The sequence below is a fragment of the Francisella adeliensis genome (assembly GCF_003290445.1).
In the GTDB taxonomy this organism is placed as follows: domain Bacteria; phylum Pseudomonadota; class Gammaproteobacteria; order Francisellales; family Francisellaceae; genus Francisella; species Francisella adeliensis.
Genome location: NZ_CP021781.1, coordinates 373,589 through 395,444 on the forward strand (window position 1 = coordinate 373,589; position 21,856 = coordinate 395,444).

The window sequence follows — 21,856 nt, forward strand, 5'->3', positions numbered from 1 at the left end:
TATCTTATATGACTGGAAATAATACCCCATTTTATACTAAGCACTATGAAGCATCGACATTGTCTTTTTATACAAGAGAGGATTTGAGATTCGATCTTTTAATCACTTGTCCTCATGCAGAGCTTGGTAAAAACTTTATTGAGGTTGATTATCCAGAGCTTATCGATAAAGTAGGTTTGAAGAAAAAAGATTTTGAAGATTTTCTATCGATAGAGTATGACTTTGGGACTCATACTTTAAGTCATCAAATAGCTGCCAAACTTTTTCGTGAGCATGGTATTTGTACACTTGTGTTTGAGCCGTCATTTCCAAGATCAGTGCTAGACGCCGGTAGATTATATCCAAACTGTATTCGCAACATTGTTGACTATGAAAAGCATCCCGACCTTAAGGAATCATTGGTGAATTTGTATGAGGCATATATGGCTAAACTATGCCATGTAGTAGCAGTTGCAAAAAACTATAATGCTTTAGCTATTGATTTACATACAATGTCAAGCTATTCACCAGATATAGTTCAAGAGAGATATTCTGAGGCTATAAGTGAAACGCCAGATAATCTTTTAAAATATATAAGCTTATACAAGAACAGTCATAAAGATGGAGAAAAAAGAAGTGTAGAACTTTTTAGTGGAGATGCAAGGAATGGTATTTTTGCATCAACAGAGCTTCTTAAGAGCTTATATAGAGAAATTCAGGCTCGAGATATAATGGTTCAGTTTGATAAGCCATATATTTTAGCAGAGCATTTGGTGGCACATTACTTGGTATGTGAGTTATCGGCGGTATGTATTGATATCCCTAAAGACTTAGTTTCAAGAGTTACTACCGAAGATGAAGACTATGACATTGCTAATCTAGAAATAGATGATGATAAGCTGGAAATTATGGCAAGCATATTTACTAGCTCTGTTGTCAAAGCACGTGATTTATTAAAACTAAAAGAGGTGTGAGAAATGAGCATAAAAACCACTAATACAATAGCTGAAAAGATGTGGGGGCAAAAAGCCATTCATATACCTAACACCACTGATATATATGGTGCAGACTTAGTTAGTTCATTTGTAAGTAGTTATGTTACACGTACACTTTGCCTTTTAGCAAAAGACCATAAGATAATCCTTCCAGATACAGCTAAACATGAAGTTACTCAGATGCTGGATTATTTCTCGGATATTGGATTAGATTATATTACAGACGAAAATTTTATATATCTAGAGGGTGTGGGACGCCATAGTTTTTCAACTGTAGTTATGAGTTACGCAGATCAGATCCCAGAATTTAGTGATCAAAGCTATACAAGTTTAGTGCCATTCACATCGGCTACAGCAATTGAGCTTATGGGAATAAAATACGCTAAACAATATGGGTTACAAGAGTCATTATCTTTATTTTTAAATGATAAATCTTTTTTAAGACAAATGTTACATGAAAAAGATATTTTAGTCCCAAGTGTAAATATAGTTTCAACTATAACAGACAATTATGTTAAAAAAGCTCTTAAAATGTACAGAAAGTTTGAGAACCAAGGTATATATGAGTGTGCAGTAATAATGCCTAGAGCTTGCTCAGGATATGGAATCCATAGATTTGAAAGTGAGAAAGAGTTAAGAGATATCCTTGAATTGATGCATAGAGTAGAGGTTTTTATGGTAGATCCTTGGTTAGATAACGTAGGTTCACCAGCATTTCAAGTGTGTATAGGAGATACGAAAGAGCAAGACATTTGTTTAGGCTTAAGTGATCAAATGCTTGATGGACAAACACATTTAGGTAATAAATATAAGTCGCAGTTCAGTGATGAGCCAGCTGTAATAGAAGTGTGTGATCAAGTTACTGAGATTTTACGTAGTATGGGAGCTAGAGGTGTTATGGGTGTTGATCTTCTAATAAGGGAGATTAATGGAGAGATAGTTCCTTATGTTTTAGAAGTAAATGCTCGCCAAACAGGCGCTATATATGCCGGGTTTTTAGCTCATGAATTGCGAAATGGTGAGAGTAAGCCATGGGTTGGTCATAATAATGTTCCAGTTCCAAAAGGTGCTGGTATTAATGATTACTATGATTATCTTAAAGCAAATGATATTGATTATAAGTATGGTGATGAAGAAGGTGTGATTATTACCTGTATAGGTAATTTGGACTTAAACCAGAAAATCATGATTTTAGTAATTGCAGATACTGATGAAAGGCTTGATGAAATATTAGATATAGCTACATCTTTTAATAAAATGAACAGCTAGTCTTTTATATATTTCTTAGTCATATATGCCAGCATAACTAACCCTAGTATGAAAAACACCACAAAAGTTATTGATATAGATGTGCTATTGCTGATGTTTAATTTATTTCCTAAGTCCATAAAAGCACCAGTGCTTAATTGACCTAATTCTGTTACTAGTGTGATTATCATATTTGTGATTGCAATTCCAACAGCTGCAACATTTTTTGGACAAATCTTGCCAAAGTAGTACCAGACTAATACCTGAGAAGCTGAAAAAGCTCCAAATAAAAAAGTTATAATCAAAACATGATTTTTTAGTAATCCCAAGCTAAAAATTATAGTAACAGCTATAGCTAAAAGCATAGAAATATTAATTATTTTAGTTGTAGAGAATCTTTCACACAAGACAATTTTTAGTGGGGAGAACACTACCCAACCCATAAATAAAGCAGTAATTAAACTGGCGCTATAAAAAGTGTCAAAACCATAAATGTTCTTGAAATAAAGCACACCGTACTGAGATGTTAGCACTACGGTAGGTATATAAACAAGACCTGCCCATGTAGCATTACTCCACAAAGGTTTACTGGCCAATAACTTTTTACTTATAGTAAATATCTTTGAAAAGTTTGGCATCATCTGTATAGACTGGTTTTGTTTTGGTAGTAAGATTTGAAATAGTATTGCTAAAGGTATAGCAAATACACCGGAGTAGATGAAAATACTTAACCATGAAATATCATAGTTTGAAATATAGACACTAATGTTTTGTGAAAAAGCAGCAGCAAGAGTGCCTAGTGAGATGATAATACTTGTTACTAGTGCAAAATATTTGCTATCAAAGTTCTCTAGGGTTAGTTTTAATACACCAATAAAAGCAAATGATGAACCGATACCTACTAGCAATCTACCAACTATTGCTAGCTCAAAACCTCCTACAATAAATAATATGTTACCAATCCCACAGATTAGTGTAGCTACGATTAAGACTTTCTTACTGCCAAATCTATCAAGTAGTATTCCAGCAGGTACCTGCATAAGTAAATATGTAATGTTGTAGCTTGATACTAGAAATGAAAACCCAATATGACTCTGGATGTGGAAATATTCTACTATTTGTTCTTGATATGCTCCTGTAAGAATTCTTAAAAAAAACTCATAACAATAAAAGCTTATTCCAATAAGTAGTATGAAAAATATTCTAATCTTGTGCATAATAAGATAAAGGGACTAAAGTAATAACTATCTTTAAACTTATCTTTTTAAAGTATTTTTGTCTAATTAATTTTTATTAATCAATAATCTTTATGCCGATTGCCATCTAATATTTCTATTTAATTTGTCTAAAAAATTTATTTTCATGATTAATGTTTTATAATATAACTTATCTCTAATGTCGGAGTAATTGGGATTTCATGAAAAAAATTATATATTTATTTTCTGTAACTATATTTTTTGCAAATGGGTTTGGTGAGAATAATTACAATCCTAAAACAGGGAAATATTATCTTTCAGGAAATAATTCTTTTTATCGTAGTAGTGATGAAAGAGGTAATGAGGTTATAGATAGAGACAATTCTTCAATATTTATGGGTGATGTTGATTCTGAAGGTGTTGATATCGCTGATGATTTGGTTCTTGATAGTTATACGAGTTCAACTAATTTGGTTGCAAAAGGTTCTAGTGGTGGAATTAAAAGTTCTAAATTTTATACCCAAGAAACAAAACTTACTAAGAAAATGTTGGATGACAAATTTGAGCTTTATGGTGGTACAGTTTTAGGGGCATCACCTTATGAGTTAAATAACACGGGCGGAGTATATGATCCAGGAGATCGTATCGCCGCTTTTGCTGGAACTAGAGCTGGAGCTAGATATAATGTATCGGATAGTTTTGGGCTGCTTTTTGAGGAACAATATAACCTCACAGGAGAGATGGCAGAAAATACAAATATGTTTTCAGGGTTTGATGGAGCTCAATATCAGGGTTCTAAAATGCTAAAAGCTGGGTTTGAGTGGAATTTTTAGGTTTTAGTATTATTTACATATACCAGTTTTTACAGCATAATCATTACAATATTTTATTGATTGGAAGCTTAAATGCAAAAGGTTACAAAGATAGGCTTTATAGTTTGGTTTTTATGTGCATTTTTTTATGCACTTGAATTTATAGTCAGAGCATCAGGTAATTCACTATTTCACAGCTATTCTATGGCTCCGTATAGTCTTTCACCAGGCGAAATAGGAGTTTTTAGTTCGGCATTTTACTGGGCTTATGTGGCATCACAATTACCCGCGGGTATTCTTATAGATAAGTTTGGTATCAAAAAGGTGATGCTCGGTAGTACGTTTTTGTTTTCTATGGGTTTACTCGTAGCTACATTATCCACATCTGAGCAGTACTTGATACTATACAGAGTTTTAGCTGGATTTGGCGCAGGATTTGCATTTTTATGCTCACTAAAGGCTATAGCTATTTGGCTTCCATCAAGACTATTCCCAATGTTTACTGGTGCTACTCAAATGCTTATGTATGGAGCAGGAACTTTGACAGGATTACCTCTTGTAATATTAGCAAGTCATTATAGTATTCAAGTAATTATGGCTGGCATATTCATTGTATCGATGATTTTATTTGTTTGTGTGTTTCTCTTCATTCCAAGAGAAGAGCCTCATAATCAAAAAGACACAGATATTTTGGCTGATACACACACTAAAGTAGAAGATATTCCTGTTGTATTTAAAATTAAACAGATTTTACTGAATGGTTTCTTCTGTTTTACAATTTATGGTACAACAGCACTTTTCGCTGACTTGTGGAGTTATAGGTTTCTGAGTTTAGATGGTTACTCTGAGCAATATGCAGGTCTTGCTGCTTCTATGGTGTTTGTGGGCATTGCTATATTTAGCCCATTATGGGGAGTGATAGCAACTATTCTCAATAAAGAAAAGTTGTTACTTATCGTAGCATCTGTTCTTGGATTTTTTATAGTTATTGCAATTGTTTACCTTCATGTAAATCCAGTTTTGATGTGCCTACTTTGTGTATTGTGGGGTGGAATGCAGGCTGTACATGTGCTTAATTTCACAATTTTACGCTCTCAAGTTAGTCCAATGTATATAGCTACAGGCCTAGCAATAGTAAATCTTTTTATTCCATTAAGCGGGGCTGTATTACAGCCGTTTGTTGGGTTTATGGTTTCAACGCTAAAAGATTATGGCTTTGGGGAGCTTCAATCATTTAAGATAGCTCTTTTGATTTTGCCGATATTAATGGCTATATCGTTACTACTTGCCTTCTTTATTAAGGAAGAAAAACAATAAAGTAATTTTTTTATTCGGTTTTTTAAGACCATAGTTATATAATCTATATAGTTTATACAATATTCAAAAGGTAATTTCATGTCAGAAAAATTTATTCTAGCAATTGATCAGGGAACTACTAGTTCACGAGCAATTATATTTGATAAGCAAGGTAACATAAGAAAGATAGCTCAAAAAGAGTTCACCCAGATATACCCGCAAAGTAGTTGGGTAGAGCATGATCCTATGGAGATATGGGCATCTCAAAGTAGTATTGTTCGAGAAGCATTAGAGTATGCTAGAGTTTCTCCTAGAGATATTGCGGCTATAGGTATTACAAACCAAAGAGAGACGACTGTTGTTTGGGATAAAAATACCGGTCAACCAGTATATAATGCAATTGTGTGGCAGTGCCGTAGAACATCTCGTATCTGTGATGAAATAAACAAAGATAAAGAGTTCACCGAATATATACGCAAAAATACTGGTTTACTTGTAGATGCTTATTTTTCTGCGACAAAAGTTAAGTGGATATTAGATAATGTTGAAGGAGTTAGAGAAAAAGCTGAAAATGGAGATTTGCTATTTGGAACGATTGATACTTGGCTAATTTGGAACCTAACAAAAGGCGAGGTTCACGCCACAGATTATTCAAATGCTTCAAGAACTATGCTTTTTAATATCAATACGCTTAAGTGGGATAAGAAAATTTTAGAACATCTTGGTATCCCAGAATCAATGTTACCAGAGGTTAGATCTTCAAGTGGTGATTTTGGTTATACTCATGAAAGTACTTTAGGTGGGGCAAGGATTCCTATAGCAGGTGTTGCAGGAGACCAACAAGCGGCACTTTTTGGACACTGTTGTTTTGAGAAAGGTTCGGCAAAAAATACCTATGGTACAGGGTGTTTTGCGCTTATGAATGTTGGCGATAAGCCAGTTTTCTCTGATGCGGGACTTCTTACAACTATTGCATGGGCAGAAGATGGTAAGCCAACTTATGCACTTGAGGGTAGTGTATTTATAGCTGGCGCAGTTATTCAGTGGATTCGTGATGGGCTAGGACTTATTCGTTCTGCAGAAGATAGTGAGTATTATGCGACAAAAATTGACTCTACAGATGGTGTGTATTTAGTGCCAGCTTTTGTAGGTCTTGGGACACCATATTGGGATATGTATGCTCGAGGCACTATTGTGGGTATTACTCGAGATACAAGGCGTGAGCATATCATCAGAGCAGCACTTGAAGCAGTTGCATACCAAGCAAAAGATGTGCTTGATTGTATGAAAAAAGACACGGGCCTTGATTTACAAGGTCTGCGCGTAGATGGAGGTGCAGTACAAAATAGTTTCCTAATGCAATTCCAAGCAGATATTTTACAGTCAAATATCACTAAACCGAAGATTAATGAAATTACAGGTCTTGGAGCGGTATTTTTAGCTGGTCTTGCTACTGGTTTTTGGAAAGACAAGGAAGAGCTAAAAACTATATTAACTACAGACAAAGTGTTCAGGCCAGAGCGTGATGAAGATACTGTAACTCACGATTATAAAGGCTGGAAAAAAGCAGTACAAAGAAGTATGGCTTGGGCTGAGTAATACAAAAAAGTTGTCATCCTATAAATTGACCACAGGATCTATATTTAGAACTGCCTTGAGCCGAATTATAGAGATTCCCACCTTTGTGGGAATGACAAGACTTTTTTAAAAATGATCGGATATAACGGAAAATAATAAACAAATGAAAAACAATTACGACATAATAATAATTGGTGGTGGAGCAACAGGCTTTGGTTGTGCTGTAGAAGCAGTTTCACGAGGCTATAAAACCCTTCTTTTAGAAGCACAGGACTTTGGTAAAGGTACTTCCTCCAAATCTACAAAGCTTATACATGGTGGTTTACGCTATCTTGAAAACTTTGATTTTGCTTTGGTGAAAGAAGGGCTTGAAGAGAGATATTCATTCTTACATAATGCTCCACACCTTACAAATAGACAATCTTACCTTATACCAACGCGTAGTTATTTTGAAACCATCAAATACACTATTGGTGTAAAACTATATGAGTTTTTATCAGGTAAATACAAGATAGGCAAAAGTTACAATCTCAACAAGAAACAAACTTTAGCACAACTACCAAATATAGATGACTCTAAGCTTATGAAGAGTCTTGTGTATTATGATGGTCAGTTTGATGATACTAGATTATTAGTGTCTTTAATGAAAACTTTTGAGTCTAAGGGTGGTACAGCTCTTAACTATAGTAAAGTCAAAAGCATAACTAGCTCAGAAAATGGCAAGGTCGATACTGTAAAGGCAGAAGATACATTGAGTGGTGAAACTACAGAATTTACTGCTAAACATATTATAAATGCTACAGGTACTTTTAGTGATGTAACTATTAGTCTTGCAAAAAGTAAAGAGTCTCATAAATTTGTATCTGTTGCTCAAGGCACGCATATTGTTTTAGCTCGTGAGAAATTCCCAACAGAACACGCAATCTTAATCCCAGAGACAGAAGATGGTAGAGTGTTGTTTATATTACCATGGCATGAGCATCTAATAATTGGTACTACAGATATTAAAAAAGAAACCCCAAGCTTAGAGCCAAGAGCAGAAAAGTCAGAGATTGATTTTATCTTAGAGACATTCAATCAGTATGCTAAAGAAAAGGCTACAGTTGATGATATTAAATCAGTTTATTGTGGGCAACGACCATTAGTTTCTCCTAAGAAAGCTAAAAATTCTGCTAAGATTTCGCGTAAGCATGAGGTTGTCGAGTCAGATAATGGCTTGATAACAGTTGTTGGTGGTAAATGGACTATTTTCAGGCGTATGGGGCAAGATGTACTTGATCATATCGAGAGTGGCAAGATAGCACAGAAAATATCGAAGACTTCAGGTGAGCTGCTTGTAGATGCTTGCGAAACAAAAGAGAATTATCCTTTGAGTGTATACGGTAGTATGGCTGATGAAGTTAAAATCATTCAAAAGGAACTAAATAACTTTGATTTGCTACATAAAGATTTACCATATTATCAAGCAGAAGTTATTTACCAAGCTAGAGCAGAAAAAGCAAAGACTGTAGAGGATGTACTTGCTCGCAGAACTAGAGCAGCATTCTTAGACATTAAAGCAAGTATTGAAGTTGCACCACTAGTTGCCGAGCTAATCGCAAATGAATTAGGCAAAGGCAGAGCTTGGCAAAAAGAGCAAGTTGTTCAGTTTAAGAAATTTGCCGAGAATTTTGATGTGGATAGTTTGTATAAATAAGGAGCGCAAATGCTAGAAGCTTGCATAGCCGAACTAATCGGTACAATGATTTTGATACTTCTTGGTAATGGAGTAGTTGCTGGAGCTGTGTTGAGCAAAACTAAATCACACAATAGTGGCTGGATAGTTATCACATTTGCATGGGGGTTGGCAGTATTCTTAGGGGTGCTTGTTGCTGGTCCTATAAGTGGAGCTCATCTAAACCCAGCTGTAACCATTGCACTTGCATTAGCAGGTAAGTTTTCTTGGGCGTGGGTGGCACCTTTTATAGTTAGCCAAGTACTTGGAGCTATGCTTGGGCAAGCTTTAGTATGGGCAGTGTATTATCCGCATTATAGTGCTACTGATGATACTGATTTAAAGCTTGCAACTTTTTGCACTTCACCAGCTATCAAGCATTTACCATCAAATTTAGCCAGTGAAATTATAGGAACTTTTGTACTTGTGTTTGCTATATTGACAATGCACGGAGTGGTAATGCATGTGGGAGACCCAAGTGTTGTAACTGCTTACCCTATAGATATGGGTGCTTTAGGTGGTCTACCTGTTGCGTTTGTGGTTATTGTGATAGGTATGTCACTTGGAGGTACTACAGGCTATGCGATAAATCCAGCTCGTGATTTCGGTCCTAGGCTTTTTCATGCTATTATGCCAATACAAGGTAAAGGCTCTTCACAGTGGGGCTATGCGTGGGTGCCGATTGTTGGGCCTGTGATGGGTTGTTCGATTGCAACAGGTGTATACTTGTTGCTTAGGTTAGAGGGGGTGTTCTAATATATGTGTGAGACTCAATATAGTCTAATGATTGCAGATGATTTTATTAGATTGATACTAACATTTTTTTTGTGTTCTTCATGTGTGATATTATATTTTATCGTAGTTAAAAGAAAAGTTTGGGATATTCCGTTTTGGTTTTGTCTTGTTGGCTTCTTGAGTTCTTTGGCTATTTACGGACATATTGTTCAACATATATTTCTACAAAATACATTCTCATATGATGGTTTTATTTCTGGTGCAGCTATTATTACTATATTGGGACTGTTATTTTCTAAGAGACGTTATATAGCCTTTTCCAGTACAGTATTTTCTAAGGATAGTCCAATATTATTTGCGACTTTCATAGTTTTTGGGTTGATATATCTATCAACAGTAGACTATGATGCTGATTGTGTAGCGAATGTTTATCAATTATCGATAGATATACTTCATATTTATGTATACCCACTTTTATTGTTGTTTACTATATCTGCATTTTTATATAGGTTTACAATATGTATTTCTGCATTTGCAATTTGCATGGCATTATCTATAGTCCATAATATAGTGTTTATGTTTCGTGCTTTAACATTTCAACATAGTTATAATGTATTAGTAGAAGAGATGATTTGTTCTTCAATCTCGATAGTTTTGAGTGTGTTTGCTATACTAGTGCTTACTAAAACAAAAAGATATATAAGGAAAGAGAGAAATGATAGTAGCAGAAATTAGTGATTCTTTATGGGTTAATCTCGTCGTAGCAGGAATTATTTTGGTTTTGGGTTATATTGCATCAAAATACATTAAGTCATTTGTTTACAAAATTCTTGAAAAATATGATTCAACAGTTTCACAGTTGATAGCAAGCTTTGCGAATATCGTATTTTTGATGCTTGTGATAGTCGTTGCATTGGCTAGATTAGGTGTGCCAATTTCGCCTATTACGGGGATGTTAACAGGCATAGTGTTTGGAGTTTCAATTTCTTTGAAAAGCTCATACAATATAATTGCCTCTGGAATTATGCTTGCATTTAGTAAGCCTTTTGAAGTTGGTGAAACTGTTGATTTTGGTGGGATTGTAGGAGTGGTAAGCTCAATTGGATTCTTATACACTCGGTTGGCTACTGCAGATGGTGGTGAGATAGTTTTAGCTAATAACCTTATATTGGCAAAAGTTATTACAAAGTTACCAGTAAATAAAGAGAGTATAAGTGCAGACTAAAATACTTGATAGCTTAGAAATTCTGTATTTGGCTAATGGAACTAAGATTGACTTAAACTCCCAGCAGCTAGATGCGATTAAGCATATTCATCAATTTCTAAAAAGCACCTCAAAAATATTTGTTTTATCTGGTCATGCAGGCACTGGTAAAACTACTGTTATAAAAAAAATCTTAGATAATTATGCTGGTAGAGCTGTTGTTTCAGCACCTACTAATAAGGCTCTTCAGGTTATATCAAGCTCAGCAATGTATGAAGGTGTAACAATTCATGCTTTGCTGGGTTTACAGCCTGATGTGAGTCTAGAAGATTTTAACCCTAATGAACCACAGTTTGGTCAAATCAAGCCATCTACAATACAGGATTATAACCTTATCGTAATAGATGAAGCTAGTATGATTAATGATGCATTGTTTGAATTGATAGAGTCAGAACTAAATAATCTTTCAAGAGTTAAGGTTATATTTATGGGAGATAAGGCGCAATTACCTCCAATCTCTCAAGAATCTAGTATGGTTTTTGCGTTTGATACTATTTATCATCGAGAGCTAACCACCTTAGTTAGACAGGCTGAGACAAATCCTTTAATTTCAATCTATGACAATCTTCGTGATAACATTGATAATGAAAACTTTGAATTAGATCTATCAACTGATTTAAATCATGCTGAAGAAGGTGTTTTAGCTCTTTCATCGAATGAAGACTTTAGGGCAAAGCTTGTGGAAGTTTTTACTTCTAAAGAGTATCTTGACGATATTAATCATGCAAAACTTATTGCTTGGCGAAATAAAACTGTCAATCAATCAAATATTATCATTAGGAATATTGTTTTTGGTGAGTCTAAAAAAATACTGCAAAAAGGAGATATTCTAACAGGATATCGGACAGTTAAAGGTACTCGAACGATTCCTTTTTATGTAAATAACTGTACGGATTATCGTGTTTCTGGTGTATCGCGTCGCCAAAAAAACAAGCATGGCATTTATGGTTACACTATTAAAATATTAGAAAAATCAAAGTTTTTAAAAGGCTTTGATGAGAAAAAAATATTTGTAGTAGATTATAAAGATCATAAAAACTTGCATGATTATGCTGAGTTGCATGACAGTTTAGTTGAGGTTGCTCGTGGAGATAAAAAACAGTGGGCAGCGTACTACAATTTCCGTAGAGATAATCTAATGATGCAAAGTGTGTATACATATCGAGAAGGTCACCCTCGTACAAAAGATAAGCAAATTGCAAAAGATTTGGATTATGGGTATGCTGTAACTTGTCATAAGGTTCAAGGATCAACATATGATCATGTATTTATCTTAACTAAGGATTTTAAGATTAATCGAAACCACAAAGAAAGAAATCAAATGTTTTATGTGGCATTAACACGCCCTAAGAAAACAGCTATAGTATTAGTATAATTTCACAAAGGCATTAGAATTCTTTATGAAATTATTTTTTATGTTTTATTTTTAATGAACCTCTTTACATTTGCAGAAACTAAAGCTATTATATGGTTACTTTTTTTATAAAAGCACCCTAGAAACTATCCTATGGCTTTTAAATAAAAATCGCGTATAAAACACTTGATTTTTAATTTAATAACGCTTATAGTATTACAAAGTTTAGGGGAGGGATTCCCGAGTGGCCAAAGGGATCAGACTGTAAATCTGACGGCTCCGCCTTCGCAGGTTCGAATCCTGCTCCCTCCACCATGCGGGTGTAGTTCAATGGTAGAACTTCGGCCTTCCAAGCCGATAGTGTGGGTTCGATTCCCATCACCCGCTCCACCTAAACATATATTGTATAATTTGTAGATCAAAAAAGCTTGAGATTGTGCTTGCATGGCTCAGCGGTAGAGCACTCCCTTGGTAAGGGAGAGGTCACCAGTTCGAGTCTGGTTGTGAGCACCACTTTTTTGATTTTTATTTTTTGTTGAAAAAAAATGGAGTAAATAAAAATGGCTAAAGCTAAGTTTGAACGTCTAAAGCCGCATGTAAACGTAGGTACAATTGGTCACGTTGACCATGGTAAAACTACTCTTACTGCCGCGATTACTAAAGTAATGGCTGAGAAAAACGGTTCAGAAGTTAGAGATTTTGCTGAAATCGATAACGCACCGGAAGAAAAAGCGCGTGGTATAACAATTAATACATCTCACGTAGAGTATGAGTCTCCAAGCAGACACTACGCTCACGTTGACTGTCCTGGTCACGCGGATTACGTAAAAAACATGATCACTGGTGCTGCTCAAATGGATGGCGCTATCTTGGTATGTTCTGCTGCAGATGGACCTATGCCACAGACTCGTGAGCATATCCTTTTATCTCGCCAGGTTGGTGTGCCATATATCGTTGTTTTCTTAAACAAATGTGACATGGTTGATGATGAAGAGCTTTTAGAGTTAGTTGAAATGGAAGTTCGTGAACTTCTTGATCAATACGAGTTCCCTGGTGACGATACTCCAATCGTAATGGGTTCTGCGCTTAAAGCATTAGAAGGCGAAGAAGAGTATGTGAACAAAATCGTTGATCTTGTAGCAGCGATGGATGACTACTTCCCAGCTCCAGAGCGTGATACAGATAAGCCATTCATTCTTCCAATAGAAGATGTATTCTCAATTTCAGGTCGTGGTACTGTTGTTACTGGCCGTGTTGAGCGTGGTGTTGTAAATGTTGGTGACGAAGTAGAAGTTGTTGGTATTCGTCCAACTCAAAAAACTACTGTAACTGGTGTTGAAATGTTCCGTAAGCTTCTTGATCGTGGAGAAGCTGGTGATAACGTTGGTGTACTAGTTCGTGGTCTTAAGAGAGATGATGTTGAGCGTGGTCAAGTTTTATGTAAGCCAGGTTCAATTACTCCTCATACTAAGTTCGAAGCTGAAGTATATGTGTTATCTAAAGAAGAAGGTGGTAGACATACTCCATTCTTCAAAGGTTATAGACCTCAATTCTACTTCCGTACTACGGATGTAACTGGTGCTTGTGAGCTTCCAGAAGGTGTTGAAATGGTTATGCCTGGTGATAACATCAAAATGGAAGTAACACTAATCAACTCTATTGCGATGGAAGAAGGTCTTCGTTTCGCAATCCGTGAAGGCGGAAGAACAGTTGGTGCTGGTGTTGTTGCTAAAATTCTTGCTTAATCGCTAGAATTTAAAAAAACATAAGGTCAGTAGTTCAATTGGTAGAGCAGCGGTCTCCAAAACCGCAAGTTGGGGGTTCGAGTCCCTCCTGGCCTGCCAAATAATTAAGGCGGTGTGCATTTATTTGTACACCGCCTTTTTTATTTTCTTGCTATTATATTCTCGTTATGGTATTTTATAGGCTACAAATTTTAATAATCTAAATTTACAAAACTCTCTATAAAGGATTTATTTAGTGAAAAAAAGTCAAAACATTAATGATAAAGTGTGGGTTAGTGGTGCAACTAAGCCCACTGAGCTCTCTACTATTTCAAAGGGAGCTAATACGTTTCTTTGGTTAATAACTATGGCAATAGTAGTTTTTGGCGTTGCTATAACAATGTATTCTGAGGTGTTAGGTCTCAATCTTGGTGCATATAATACATCTATAGCTGTAGTGGTTGTTTTAGTTTCGTTGGTTGTTGCTAGGTTTACTAATCAAGGACGTCGTTTTTGGTCGTTCTTTAATGCTTCTAAGTTAGAGTTGGCAAAAGTTGTTTGGCCTACAAGAAGGGAAACTATGACAATTAGTGCAATGGTGATTGTGGTAGTTATCATTTTTGCAATATTGATATCTATATTTGGTATGATTTTTGAAAACTTCATCCAATATTTCTTAGGTTAATTAAGGGTTTTATATAATGTCTGAAGAAAATAATAAAAATATTGTAGTGGATTCTGCTCAAAATGAAGATAATTCTGAACCGATGACAAAGCCAGGTATGTTGTGGTATGTTGTTCAAGTTCATTCAGGTTATGAGAAAAGGGTTAAAACTCAGCTTGAAGAAAACATAGAGATAAATGAGTTGCAGCATAGTTTTGGTCGTATTTTAGTGCCAACAGAGCATGTGGTAGAGATGCGTGGCGGTCAAAAGCGTAAGTCTGAAAGGAAATACTTTCCAGGGTATGTTTTGATTGAAGCTAAGCTAACTACGGAAGCTTGGGATGTTGTGAAGGCTGTCCCTAGAGTTTTAACTGTTATTGGTTCTAGAGGGAAGCCTATTCCTTTGAGTAAGCCAGAGGTTGAAAGAATATTTGGTTTCATGCAAGCAAATGTTGAAGATGCGGAGCCGCGTCTAAGAAAATCTTACCAAGTCGGTGAGGTTGTTAGGGTTCTTGAGGGACCATTTAATGACTTTACAGGTGTGGTAGAAGAAGTTAACTACGAGAAGTCAAGATTGAGGGTTGCAGTGTCTATCTTTGGTAGATCTACGCCAGTAGAGCTTGAGTTTTCACAAGTTGAAAAAGAGTCTTAGTTTTATTGACTAAGGCACAGGGAGCTTGTGCATTGACATAAGCGCTATTAACCTACTAAATGGAGAAAAAAATGGCTAAGAAAAAAATAGAAGCTATTATTAAATTACAGGTTGCAGCTGGTAAAGCGAACCCAAGCCCACCAATTGGTCCTGCTCTAGGTCAACATGGTGTTAATATTATGGGATTCTGTAAAGAGTTCAATGCTAAGACTCAAGGTATGGAGCCAGGCGCACCAGTACCAGTTGAAATCTCTGTATATAGTGACAGAAGTTTCACGTTTGAGATGAAAACACCGCCAGCATCTTTCTTGATTAAAAAAGCGATCAATGTAAAGTCTGGTTCTTCAACACCTTCAAAAGAATGGGTTGGTACTATTACTCGTGAGCAATTAGAAGAAATTGCTAAAGTAAAAGATCCTGATTTAACAGCTGCTGATATAGATGCTGCTGTAAGAATTATTGCTGGTTCTGCTCGTAGTATGGGTGTAAAAGTTGAGGGAGTTGAATAATGTCTAAATTATCTAAAAGAATGAAAAATATCGCTGCTAAAGTTGAAGCTGAAAAAAAGTATTCTGCTAATGAAGCATTTGGTATCTTAAAAGAGCTTACTTCTGTTAAGTTTGTTGAGGCGGTAGATGTTTCAGTTGCTTTGGGTGTAGATCCACGTAAATCTGATCAAGTAGTTAGAGGTGCGTCTGTACTTCCTAATGGTACTGGTAAATCTGTAAGAGTTGCAGTATTTGCTAAAGGTCCTGCAGCAGAAGCAGCTAAAGAAGCTGGAGCAGATGTTGTTGGTATGGAAGATTTAGCTGACGAAGTTAAAAAAGGTAACATGGATTTTGATGTTGTAGTGGCATCTCCAGATGCGATGAGAGTTGTAGGTCAATTAGGTCAAATCCTTGGCCCTAAAGGTCTTATGCCTAATCCTAAAGTTGGTACGGTAACTATGGATGTAGCTAAAGCAGTTAAAGATGCTAAAGCTGGTCAGGTTAGATATCGTGTTGACAAAGCGGGTATTGTACATACTACTATTGGTAAAGTTAATTTCAGCACAGAAGCGCTAGTTCAAAACTTAGAGCATTTGTTAGTTGATTTGAAAAAAGCAAAGCCATCTGTTTCTAAAGGTGTATATCTGAAAAAAGTTTCTGTATCTAGTACTATGGGTCCAGGAATTTCTCTTGACTTTTCAGATTTAACTATATAGAATGATGCTTTGAATTTCTTTGGGTTGTATGAAAATACAGCGTTCAGAGACCGTAGGAGTCGAGCTTGCTTGACTTAATAGTTATCCTACGCAGACGATGTTGAATCAACCAATTTGGTTTTTTAAATATCGTGTTAATAAGTAAATGAAGTGTGTAGACAATAAAATAAGGAGTCGATTATGGCACTTAGAATAGAGGACAAAAAGGCGATTGTTGCTGAAGTTGCTGAACAGGTATCCTCAGCATTGTCTGCAGCAGTAGCAGATTATCGTGGTTTAACAGTTAATGAAATGACTTCATTAAGAGTTGAAGCTCGTAAATCTGGAGTTTATTTAAGAGTTGTACGCAACAACTTAGCACGTTTAGCAATTAAAGGAACTGACTTTGAGTGTCTTGATGACGCTTTAGTCGGTCCTCTTGTTCTTGCTCTTTCTATGGAATCGCCAGGCGCATCAGCTAAGCTATTCAAAAACTTCCAAAAAGACCATAAGTCTTTCGAAGTTAAGAATTTAGTTATGGAAGGTGAGTTATATGGTCCAGAGAAATTGGATGACTTTGCTAAAATTCCTACTAAGGATGAGGCTCTTGCAATATTGCTTAATGTTATGCAAGCGCCGGTTACTAAGCTTGCTAGAACTCTTAAAGAGGTTTCAATACAGGCTGAATAACGGCTTGCTACTGTTGAAGATGGTAAATAATATTAGTTGATAAATAAATAAAGGAGCTTATAAAATGGCTATAACAAAAGAAGATATTTTAAACGCTGTTGCAGACATGAGTGTAATGGATGTATGTGATTTAGTTTCAATGATGGAAGAGAAGTTTGGTGTATCTGCCGCTGCTGCTGTTGCAGTTGCTGGCCCTGCTGCTGCTGAAGCTGCAGAAGAGAAGACTGACTTTGATGTTGTTTTAACTGGTGCTGGATCAAACAAAATTGCTGCTATTAAAGCGGTAAGAGCGGCAACTGGCTTAGGTCTTAAAGAAGCAAAAGCTGCTGTAGAAGGTACTCCTTTCACAGTAAAAGAAGGTGCTGCTAAAGAAGAAGCTGAAGAGCTTAAGAAGCAACTTGAAGAAGCTGGCGCTACTGTTGAGCTTAAATAAGAATATTCTAGAAATTAGTTTTTAGAAATATAGGCTAGTGGTCATTAATTTGGCCCCTAGTCTTTCTAGTATTGAAAGATACATGTATTTAAGTCACTAAATAGTGTCTAACTAAAAAGATAGTTTTAGTGGTTTAAATATAAATTGGTGCAAATATATTCGTATTTGCTTTTTGTTTTTTGTAAACAAAATCTTAAGGGTTTTTTGATGTCTTACTCATACGCTGAGAAAAAAAGAATTCGTAAAGAGTTTGGGGTTTTACCTCATATTTTGGATGTTCCTTATTTACTTTCTATACAGACAGAGTCTTATAAAAAGTTCCTTAATGCTGATAAAGCTAAAGGTAAAGTGCATTCCGGTTTAGAAACAGTGCTAAAACAGTCTTTTCCTGTTGAGAGCAAAAATGGTCAGTATGAACTTCATTATGTTGACTATCAAGTAGGTTTACCAACATTTGACGGAGATGAATGTCAAATTCGTGGAGCTACTTATGATGCGCCTCTTAATGTGAAACTGAGATTGGTTGTATATAATAAAGAGGCACTTCCAAATGAAAAGGTTGTTGAAGATATTCGCGAAGAATATGTTTATATGGGTGATATCCCATTAATGACAACAAATGGTACTTTTATTATTAATGGTACTGAAAGAGTTGTGGTATCACAATTACATAGATCTCCTGGTGTATTCTTTAGTAAAGATGATTCAGAAGAAGGGGCTTTTTCTGCTCGCATAATTCCATACAGAGGTTCATGGTTGGACTTTGAATTTGACTCAAAAGGTATTGTATGGGCGCGTATAGATAGAAAGAGAAAGATATGTGCTACAGTTGTGTTAAAAGCTTTAGGTTTAACACAAGAAGATATACTTAAGTATTATTCTGATACTAAAACTATCAAGATTGATTCAAAAGGTTTTGGTCTTAAGCTTGATAATCTTTCACAAATGAAAGGTGAAGTTCTTAAATTTGACATCTTTGATAAAGATGACAAGATTTTAGTTAAGAAAAATAAAAAACTAACTACTAGAGATATTAAAAAGATTACAGATGCAGGTGTTGATTCAGCTGCTATTGATCTTGATCTAGTAAGTACGCTTCGTATTGCTAAAGACATGATAAATGAAGCAACGGGTGAAGTTATTGCATATGCAAACGATGATGTGACAGAGTCTTTATTGGAGAACTGTGTTACTAATGGTATGCTTGAAATAGATGTTATAGATTTTATTACTACTGAAAGAGGTAGATATATATCTGATACGCTTAAGCATGATTTGACAAAAAACACTGATGAAGCTTTAGTTGAAATATATAAGGTATTAAGACCTGGTGATCCTCCAGCAGCAGCTTCTGTGAAGGCTTTGTTTGAAGGTTTGTTCTTTATCGAAAGTAGATATAGTTTATCTGATATCGGTAGAATGAAACTAAATGCAAGACTTGGAAATGATTCAGTAGCTAAAGATGTGTATACGCTTGAAAACAGCGACATTATGGGCGTTCTTGAAGAGCTGATGAAGATTCGTGATGGTAAGGGCAGTGTTGATGATATTGATCACTTAGGCAACAGAAGAGTAAGATCTGTTGGTGAAATGGTTGAGAACCAATTTAGAGTTGGTTTATATAGAGTTGAAAAAGGTATCCGTGAAAGCATGACTTTAGTTAATAAAGAAAAGCTTATGCCTAAAGATATCGTAAACTCTAAACCAATTACAGCAGCTATCAAAGAATTCTTTACTTCTGGTGCATTGTCACAATTTATGGATCAAGATAATCCATTGTCAGAAGTTACGCATAAGCGTAGAATCTCAGCTTTAGGCCCAGGTGGTTTATCTAGAGATAGAGCAGGCTTTGAAGTGCGTGATGTACATGCTACTCACTATGGTAGATTATGTCCGATTGAAACTCCAGAGGGTCCAAATATTGGTCTAATTAACTCATTGGCAAGTTATGCTCGTGTAAATGATTATGGTTTCTTAGAAGCACCTTATAGAAAAGTTATAAACGGAAAAGTTACAGATAAAATAGAATATTTATCAGCAATTGATGAAGGTAATTTCGTAATTGCACAAGCTTCAACTAGGCTTGATGATAAAAACCATTTTGTTGATGAGCTAATTCAGTGTCGTTCTGGTGGTGAAGCTATATTTACAGAATCAAGTCGTGTTCAGTACATGGATGTATCTGCAAAACAAATGGTTTCAGCTGCTGCAGCATTAATCCCATTCCTTGAGCATGATGATGCTAACAGGGTACTAATGGGTGCAAACATGCAACGACAAGCTGTACCTACTCTAAAATCAGAGAAGCCAATGGTTGGTACTGGTATGGAGAAGATTGTTGCTAGAGATTCAGGTAACTGTATCGTTGCTAGAAACCCTGGTACTATTGCAGAAGTTGATTCAAATAGAATTGTAGTTAAGGTAAATACTAAAAAATCTAAGAATAATAACTTAGTAGATATTTATAGCTTAACTAAGTTCAAAAGATCAAACAAAAACACTTGTATCAATCAACGCCCAATAGTAAATATTGGTGATAAGATTGAAGCTGGTGATATATTAGCTGATGGTTTTGCTACTGACTTTGGTGAGTTGTCACTTGGTCATAACCTGATGGTTGCATTTATGCCATGGAATGGTTATAACTTTGAGGATTCAATTTTATTATCTGAAAGAATTGTAAAAGATGACAAGTATACAAGTATCCATATTGAAGAGTTTACTTGTGTGGCTCGTGATACTAAGCTTGGCCCTGAAGAAATAACTTCAGATATTCCGAATGTGAGTGAATCTGGGCTATCTAAATTAGATGAGTCTGGTATTGTTCATATAGGTGCAAATGTAGAAGCTGGTGATATCTTAGTTGCTAAGATTACTCCTAAAGCTGAACAACAGTTAACTCCAGAAGAAAGACTTCTAAGAGCAATTTTTAATGAAAAAGCTTCAAACGTTGCTGATAGTTCATTAAGAATGCCAAGTAGTACTGGTGGTACTGTTATCGGAGTTCAAGTATTTGAAAACGATAAGGGTGGTAAGAGCCAAAGAGCATTAGAGATTGAAAAACAACTTATTGATAAAGCTCGTAAAGACTTTGATGAAGAATTTGCAGTAATAGAATCTGTTGTAAGATCTTCTGTAGAAAAAGATATAGTTGGTTCTAAGATTTCTAAAGCAAAAGGGCTTAAAAAAGGCGCTATTTTAACTAAAGAATTTTTAGAAACATTACCATTTTCAAAATGGTTGGAAATCTCTTTTGAAGATGAAAAGCTTGATGAAAAAGTTCGTAAAGCTCAAGAATACTATGATGAAGCAAAAATTGCTGTAGATGCTAAGTTTGAAACTAAGCGCCGTTCTATTATGCAGTCAAGTGAGCTTTCTCCTGGTGTGTTACAAACTGTAAAAGTTTTTGTGGCTATCAAGAAGCGTATTCAGCCAGGTGATAAAATGGCTGGTCGTCATGGTAACAAAGGTGTGGTTTCACGCGTATTACCAATTGAAGATATGCCTTATATGGAAGATGGTACACCTGTAGATGTGTGTCTGAACCCATTAGGTATTCCTTCGCGGATGAACATCGGTCAGATACTTGAGGCTCATATGGGTCTTGCTTCTTATGGTCTCGGTAAAAAGATTGAGAAAACTTTAGAGCAAACTAAAAAAGCTGATGATCTAAGAAAAACATTAGAAGAAGTTTACAACACTGTAGGCGATAAGAAAGCAGATATTAAATCATTAAGTGACAGTGAAGTTATAGCTATGGCTGAAAACTTAACTGATGGTGTGCCAATTGCAACACCAGTATTTGATGGTGCAAAAGAAGAAGATATTAAAGAGCTTCTAAAAATTGGTGGGTTTGCTAGTAATGGTCAGATGAAATTATTTGATGGTCGTACTGGTAAAGCATTTGATAGAGCTGTGACTGTTGGTTATATGTATATGCTTAAACTTGACCACTTGGTTGATGATAAGATGCATGCTAGATCAACAGGTTCATATAGTCTTGTGACACAGCAACCATTAGGTGGTAAAGCACAGTTTGGTGGCCAAAGATTCGGTGAAATGGAGGTTTGGGCACTACAAGCATACGGTGCTGCTTATACGTTGAGAGAGATGTTAACTGTGAAGTCAGATGATATTACAGGTAGGTCTAAGATGTATAAGAATATCGTTGATGGTAAGTTGACTATGAATGTTGATGTTCCAGAATCATTTAATGTACTAAGAAATGAAGTTAGAGCATTAGGTATTGATATGGACTTCGATCATTCGTCAGAGGAAGAATAAGCATCTATTAAAGCTACTTATTTTGTTATTATAAATATAAAGTATAGGAGAATTA

The 21,856-nt window shown here is 35.6% G+C and carries 19 protein-coding genes and 4 tRNA genes; 22 read left to right on the forward strand and 1 reads right to left on the reverse strand.

The window, feature by feature from the left end:
- Nucleotides 1-8: 8 nt before the first annotated feature.
- Both CDH04_RS01875 and CDH04_RS01880 read left to right on the forward strand, forming a co-directional pair.
- Nucleotides 9-953, forward strand: a complete 945-nt coding sequence (locus tag CDH04_RS01875) for a hypothetical protein (RefSeq protein ID WP_112869418.1) — start codon at nucleotides 9-11, stop codon at nucleotides 951-953.
- Nucleotides 954-956: 3 nt separating this feature from the next.
- Nucleotides 957-2,243 carry an ATP-grasp domain-containing protein gene (locus CDH04_RS01880; protein WP_162699178.1) on the forward strand — a complete coding sequence of 429 codons (1,287 nt, stop codon included), beginning with the start codon at nucleotides 957-959 and terminating at the stop codon, nucleotides 2,241-2,243.
- Here the strand turns inward: CDH04_RS01880 and CDH04_RS01885 are convergent.
- On the reverse strand, nucleotides 2,240-3,439 hold the full coding sequence (locus tag CDH04_RS01885; protein ID WP_112869419.1) for an MFS transporter: 1,200 nt from the start codon (nucleotides 3,437-3,439) through the stop codon (nucleotides 2,240-2,242). The genes CDH04_RS01880 and CDH04_RS01885 overlap by 4 nt on opposite strands.
- Before the next feature lie 200 nt (nucleotides 3,440-3,639).
- Here CDH04_RS01885 and CDH04_RS01890 point away from each other — a divergent pair, with 200 nt between their 5' ends.
- The 20 genes from CDH04_RS01890 to rpoB all read left to right on the forward strand — a co-directional run bounded on the left by CDH04_RS01890 (nucleotide 3,640) and on the right by rpoB (nucleotide 21,801).
- A complete protein-coding gene (locus tag CDH04_RS01890) occupies nucleotides 3,640-4,251 on the forward strand; it encodes a hypothetical protein (RefSeq protein ID WP_112869420.1) in 612 nt (203 codons plus the stop codon).
- A gap of 72 nt (nucleotides 4,252-4,323) precedes the next feature.
- The gene (locus tag CDH04_RS01895; RefSeq protein WP_112869421.1) at nucleotides 4,324-5,547 is read left to right on the forward strand and encodes an MFS transporter; all 1,224 of its coding nucleotides are present in this window, start codon (nucleotides 4,324-4,326) and stop codon (nucleotides 5,545-5,547) included.
- Between the two features lie 78 nt (nucleotides 5,548-5,625).
- Entirely contained in the window at nucleotides 5,626-7,125 is a 1,500-nt protein-coding gene (gene glpK, locus CDH04_RS01900; RefSeq protein WP_112869422.1) for a glycerol kinase GlpK, read from the forward strand.
- A gap of 142 nt (nucleotides 7,126-7,267) precedes the next feature.
- Nucleotides 7,268-8,800 (forward strand): glycerol-3-phosphate dehydrogenase/oxidase, encoded by a 1,533-nt coding sequence (locus CDH04_RS01905; protein WP_112869423.1) that lies wholly within the window; start codon nucleotides 7,268-7,270, stop codon nucleotides 8,798-8,800.
- Nucleotides 8,801-8,809: 9 nt separating this feature from the next.
- Nucleotides 8,810-9,574, forward strand: coding sequence for an MIP/aquaporin family protein (locus CDH04_RS01910; RefSeq protein WP_112869424.1), 765 nt, complete (start codon nucleotides 8,810-8,812; stop codon nucleotides 9,572-9,574).
- A gap of 3 nt (nucleotides 9,575-9,577) precedes the next feature.
- Nucleotides 9,578-10,288, forward strand: a complete 711-nt coding sequence (locus CDH04_RS01915) for a hypothetical protein (protein WP_112869425.1) — start codon at nucleotides 9,578-9,580, stop codon at nucleotides 10,286-10,288.
- Nucleotides 10,269-10,778 carry a mechanosensitive ion channel domain-containing protein gene (locus CDH04_RS01920; protein WP_112869426.1) on the forward strand — a complete coding sequence of 170 codons (510 nt, stop codon included), beginning with the start codon at nucleotides 10,269-10,271 and terminating at the stop codon, nucleotides 10,776-10,778. The genes CDH04_RS01915 and CDH04_RS01920 overlap by 20 nt, the downstream gene beginning before the upstream one ends.
- A complete protein-coding gene (locus CDH04_RS01925; protein ID WP_112869427.1) occupies nucleotides 10,768-12,192 on the forward strand; it encodes an ATP-dependent DNA helicase in 1,425 nt (474 codons plus the stop codon). Before CDH04_RS01920 ends, CDH04_RS01925 begins: the two co-directional genes overlap by 11 nt.
- Before the next feature lie 209 nt (nucleotides 12,193-12,401).
- Nucleotides 12,402-12,486: transfer RNA gene (locus CDH04_RS01930), tRNA-Tyr, on the forward strand.
- Nucleotide 12,487: 1 nt separating this feature from the next.
- Nucleotides 12,488-12,561 (forward strand) — tRNA-Gly (locus CDH04_RS01935).
- A 48-nt stretch (nucleotides 12,562-12,609) separates the two neighbouring features.
- A tRNA-Thr gene (locus CDH04_RS01940) sits at nucleotides 12,610-12,684 on the forward strand.
- A 47-nt stretch (nucleotides 12,685-12,731) separates the two neighbouring features.
- Nucleotides 12,732-13,916, forward strand: coding sequence for an elongation factor Tu (tuf, locus tag CDH04_RS01945; protein WP_112869428.1), 1,185 nt, complete (start codon nucleotides 12,732-12,734; stop codon nucleotides 13,914-13,916).
- 23 nt (nucleotides 13,917-13,939) lie between these two features.
- Nucleotides 13,940-14,015: transfer RNA gene (locus CDH04_RS01950), tRNA-Trp, on the forward strand.
- A gap of 136 nt (nucleotides 14,016-14,151) precedes the next feature.
- Entirely contained in the window at nucleotides 14,152-14,580 is a 429-nt protein-coding gene (gene secE, locus CDH04_RS01955; protein ID WP_112869429.1) for a preprotein translocase subunit SecE, read from the forward strand.
- Nucleotides 14,581-14,677: 97 nt separating this feature from the next.
- Nucleotides 14,678-15,211 carry a transcription termination/antitermination protein NusG gene (gene nusG, locus CDH04_RS01960; protein ID WP_112870859.1) on the forward strand — a complete coding sequence of 178 codons (534 nt, stop codon included), beginning with the start codon at nucleotides 14,678-14,680 and terminating at the stop codon, nucleotides 15,209-15,211.
- A 71-nt stretch (nucleotides 15,212-15,282) separates the two neighbouring features.
- Nucleotides 15,283-15,720, forward strand: a complete 438-nt coding sequence (rplK, locus tag CDH04_RS01965; RefSeq protein WP_112869430.1) for a 50S ribosomal protein L11 — start codon at nucleotides 15,283-15,285, stop codon at nucleotides 15,718-15,720.
- The gene (gene rplA / locus CDH04_RS01970) at nucleotides 15,720-16,415 is read left to right on the forward strand and encodes a 50S ribosomal protein L1 (protein WP_112869431.1); all 696 of its coding nucleotides are present in this window, start codon (nucleotides 15,720-15,722) and stop codon (nucleotides 16,413-16,415) included. Before rplK ends, rplA begins: the two co-directional genes overlap by 1 nt.
- Nucleotides 16,416-16,595: 180 nt before the next feature.
- The gene (gene rplJ, locus CDH04_RS01975) at nucleotides 16,596-17,084 is read left to right on the forward strand and encodes a 50S ribosomal protein L10 (protein ID WP_112869432.1); all 489 of its coding nucleotides are present in this window, start codon (nucleotides 16,596-16,598) and stop codon (nucleotides 17,082-17,084) included.
- A gap of 64 nt (nucleotides 17,085-17,148) precedes the next feature.
- Nucleotides 17,149-17,517, forward strand: a complete 369-nt coding sequence (gene rplL, locus CDH04_RS01980) for a 50S ribosomal protein L7/L12 (RefSeq protein WP_112869433.1) — start codon at nucleotides 17,149-17,151, stop codon at nucleotides 17,515-17,517.
- Between the two features lie 207 nt (nucleotides 17,518-17,724).
- Nucleotides 17,725-21,801, forward strand: a complete 4,077-nt coding sequence (gene rpoB / locus CDH04_RS01985; RefSeq protein WP_112869434.1) for a DNA-directed RNA polymerase subunit beta — start codon at nucleotides 17,725-17,727, stop codon at nucleotides 21,799-21,801.
- Nucleotides 21,802-21,856 lie beyond the last annotated feature (55 nt).

What these genes read in the sequence shown, in the direction of transcription:
- CDH04_RS01875 (WP_112869418.1), top strand. Translation starts at nt 9, where the DNA reads ATGACTGGAAATAATACCCCATTTTATACTAAGCACTATGAAGCATCG.
- CDH04_RS01880 (WP_162699178.1), top strand. Translation starts at nt 957, where the DNA reads ATGAGCATAAAAACCACTAATACAATAGCTGAAAAGATGTGGGGGCAA.
- CDH04_RS01885 (WP_112869419.1), bottom strand. Translation starts at nt 3,439, where the DNA reads ATGCACAAGATTAGAATATTTTTCATACTACTTATTGGAATAAGCTTT.
- CDH04_RS01890 (WP_112869420.1), top strand. Translation starts at nt 3,640, where the DNA reads ATGAAAAAAATTATATATTTATTTTCTGTAACTATATTTTTTGCAAAT.
- CDH04_RS01895 (WP_112869421.1), top strand. Translation starts at nt 4,324, where the DNA reads ATGCAAAAGGTTACAAAGATAGGCTTTATAGTTTGGTTTTTATGTGCA.
- glpK (WP_112869422.1), top strand. Translation starts at nt 5,626, where the DNA reads ATGTCAGAAAAATTTATTCTAGCAATTGATCAGGGAACTACTAGTTCA.
- CDH04_RS01905 (WP_112869423.1), top strand. Translation starts at nt 7,268, where the DNA reads ATGAAAAACAATTACGACATAATAATAATTGGTGGTGGAGCAACAGGC.
- CDH04_RS01910 (WP_112869424.1), top strand. Translation starts at nt 8,810, where the DNA reads ATGCTAGAAGCTTGCATAGCCGAACTAATCGGTACAATGATTTTGATA.
- CDH04_RS01915 (WP_112869425.1), top strand. Translation starts at nt 9,578, where the DNA reads ATGTGTGAGACTCAATATAGTCTAATGATTGCAGATGATTTTATTAGA.
- CDH04_RS01920 (WP_112869426.1), top strand. Translation starts at nt 10,269, where the DNA reads ATGATAGTAGCAGAAATTAGTGATTCTTTATGGGTTAATCTCGTCGTA.
- tuf (WP_112869428.1), top strand. Translation starts at nt 12,732, where the DNA reads ATGGCTAAAGCTAAGTTTGAACGTCTAAAGCCGCATGTAAACGTAGGT.
- nusG (WP_112870859.1), top strand. Translation starts at nt 14,678, where the DNA reads ATGTTGTGGTATGTTGTTCAAGTTCATTCAGGTTATGAGAAAAGGGTT.
- rplK (WP_112869430.1), top strand. Translation starts at nt 15,283, where the DNA reads ATGGCTAAGAAAAAAATAGAAGCTATTATTAAATTACAGGTTGCAGCT.
- rplA (WP_112869431.1), top strand. Translation starts at nt 15,720, where the DNA reads ATGTCTAAATTATCTAAAAGAATGAAAAATATCGCTGCTAAAGTTGAA.
- rplJ (WP_112869432.1), top strand. Translation starts at nt 16,596, where the DNA reads ATGGCACTTAGAATAGAGGACAAAAAGGCGATTGTTGCTGAAGTTGCT.
- rplL (WP_112869433.1), top strand. Translation starts at nt 17,149, where the DNA reads ATGGCTATAACAAAAGAAGATATTTTAAACGCTGTTGCAGACATGAGT.
- rpoB (WP_112869434.1), top strand. Translation starts at nt 17,725, where the DNA reads ATGTCTTACTCATACGCTGAGAAAAAAAGAATTCGTAAAGAGTTTGGG.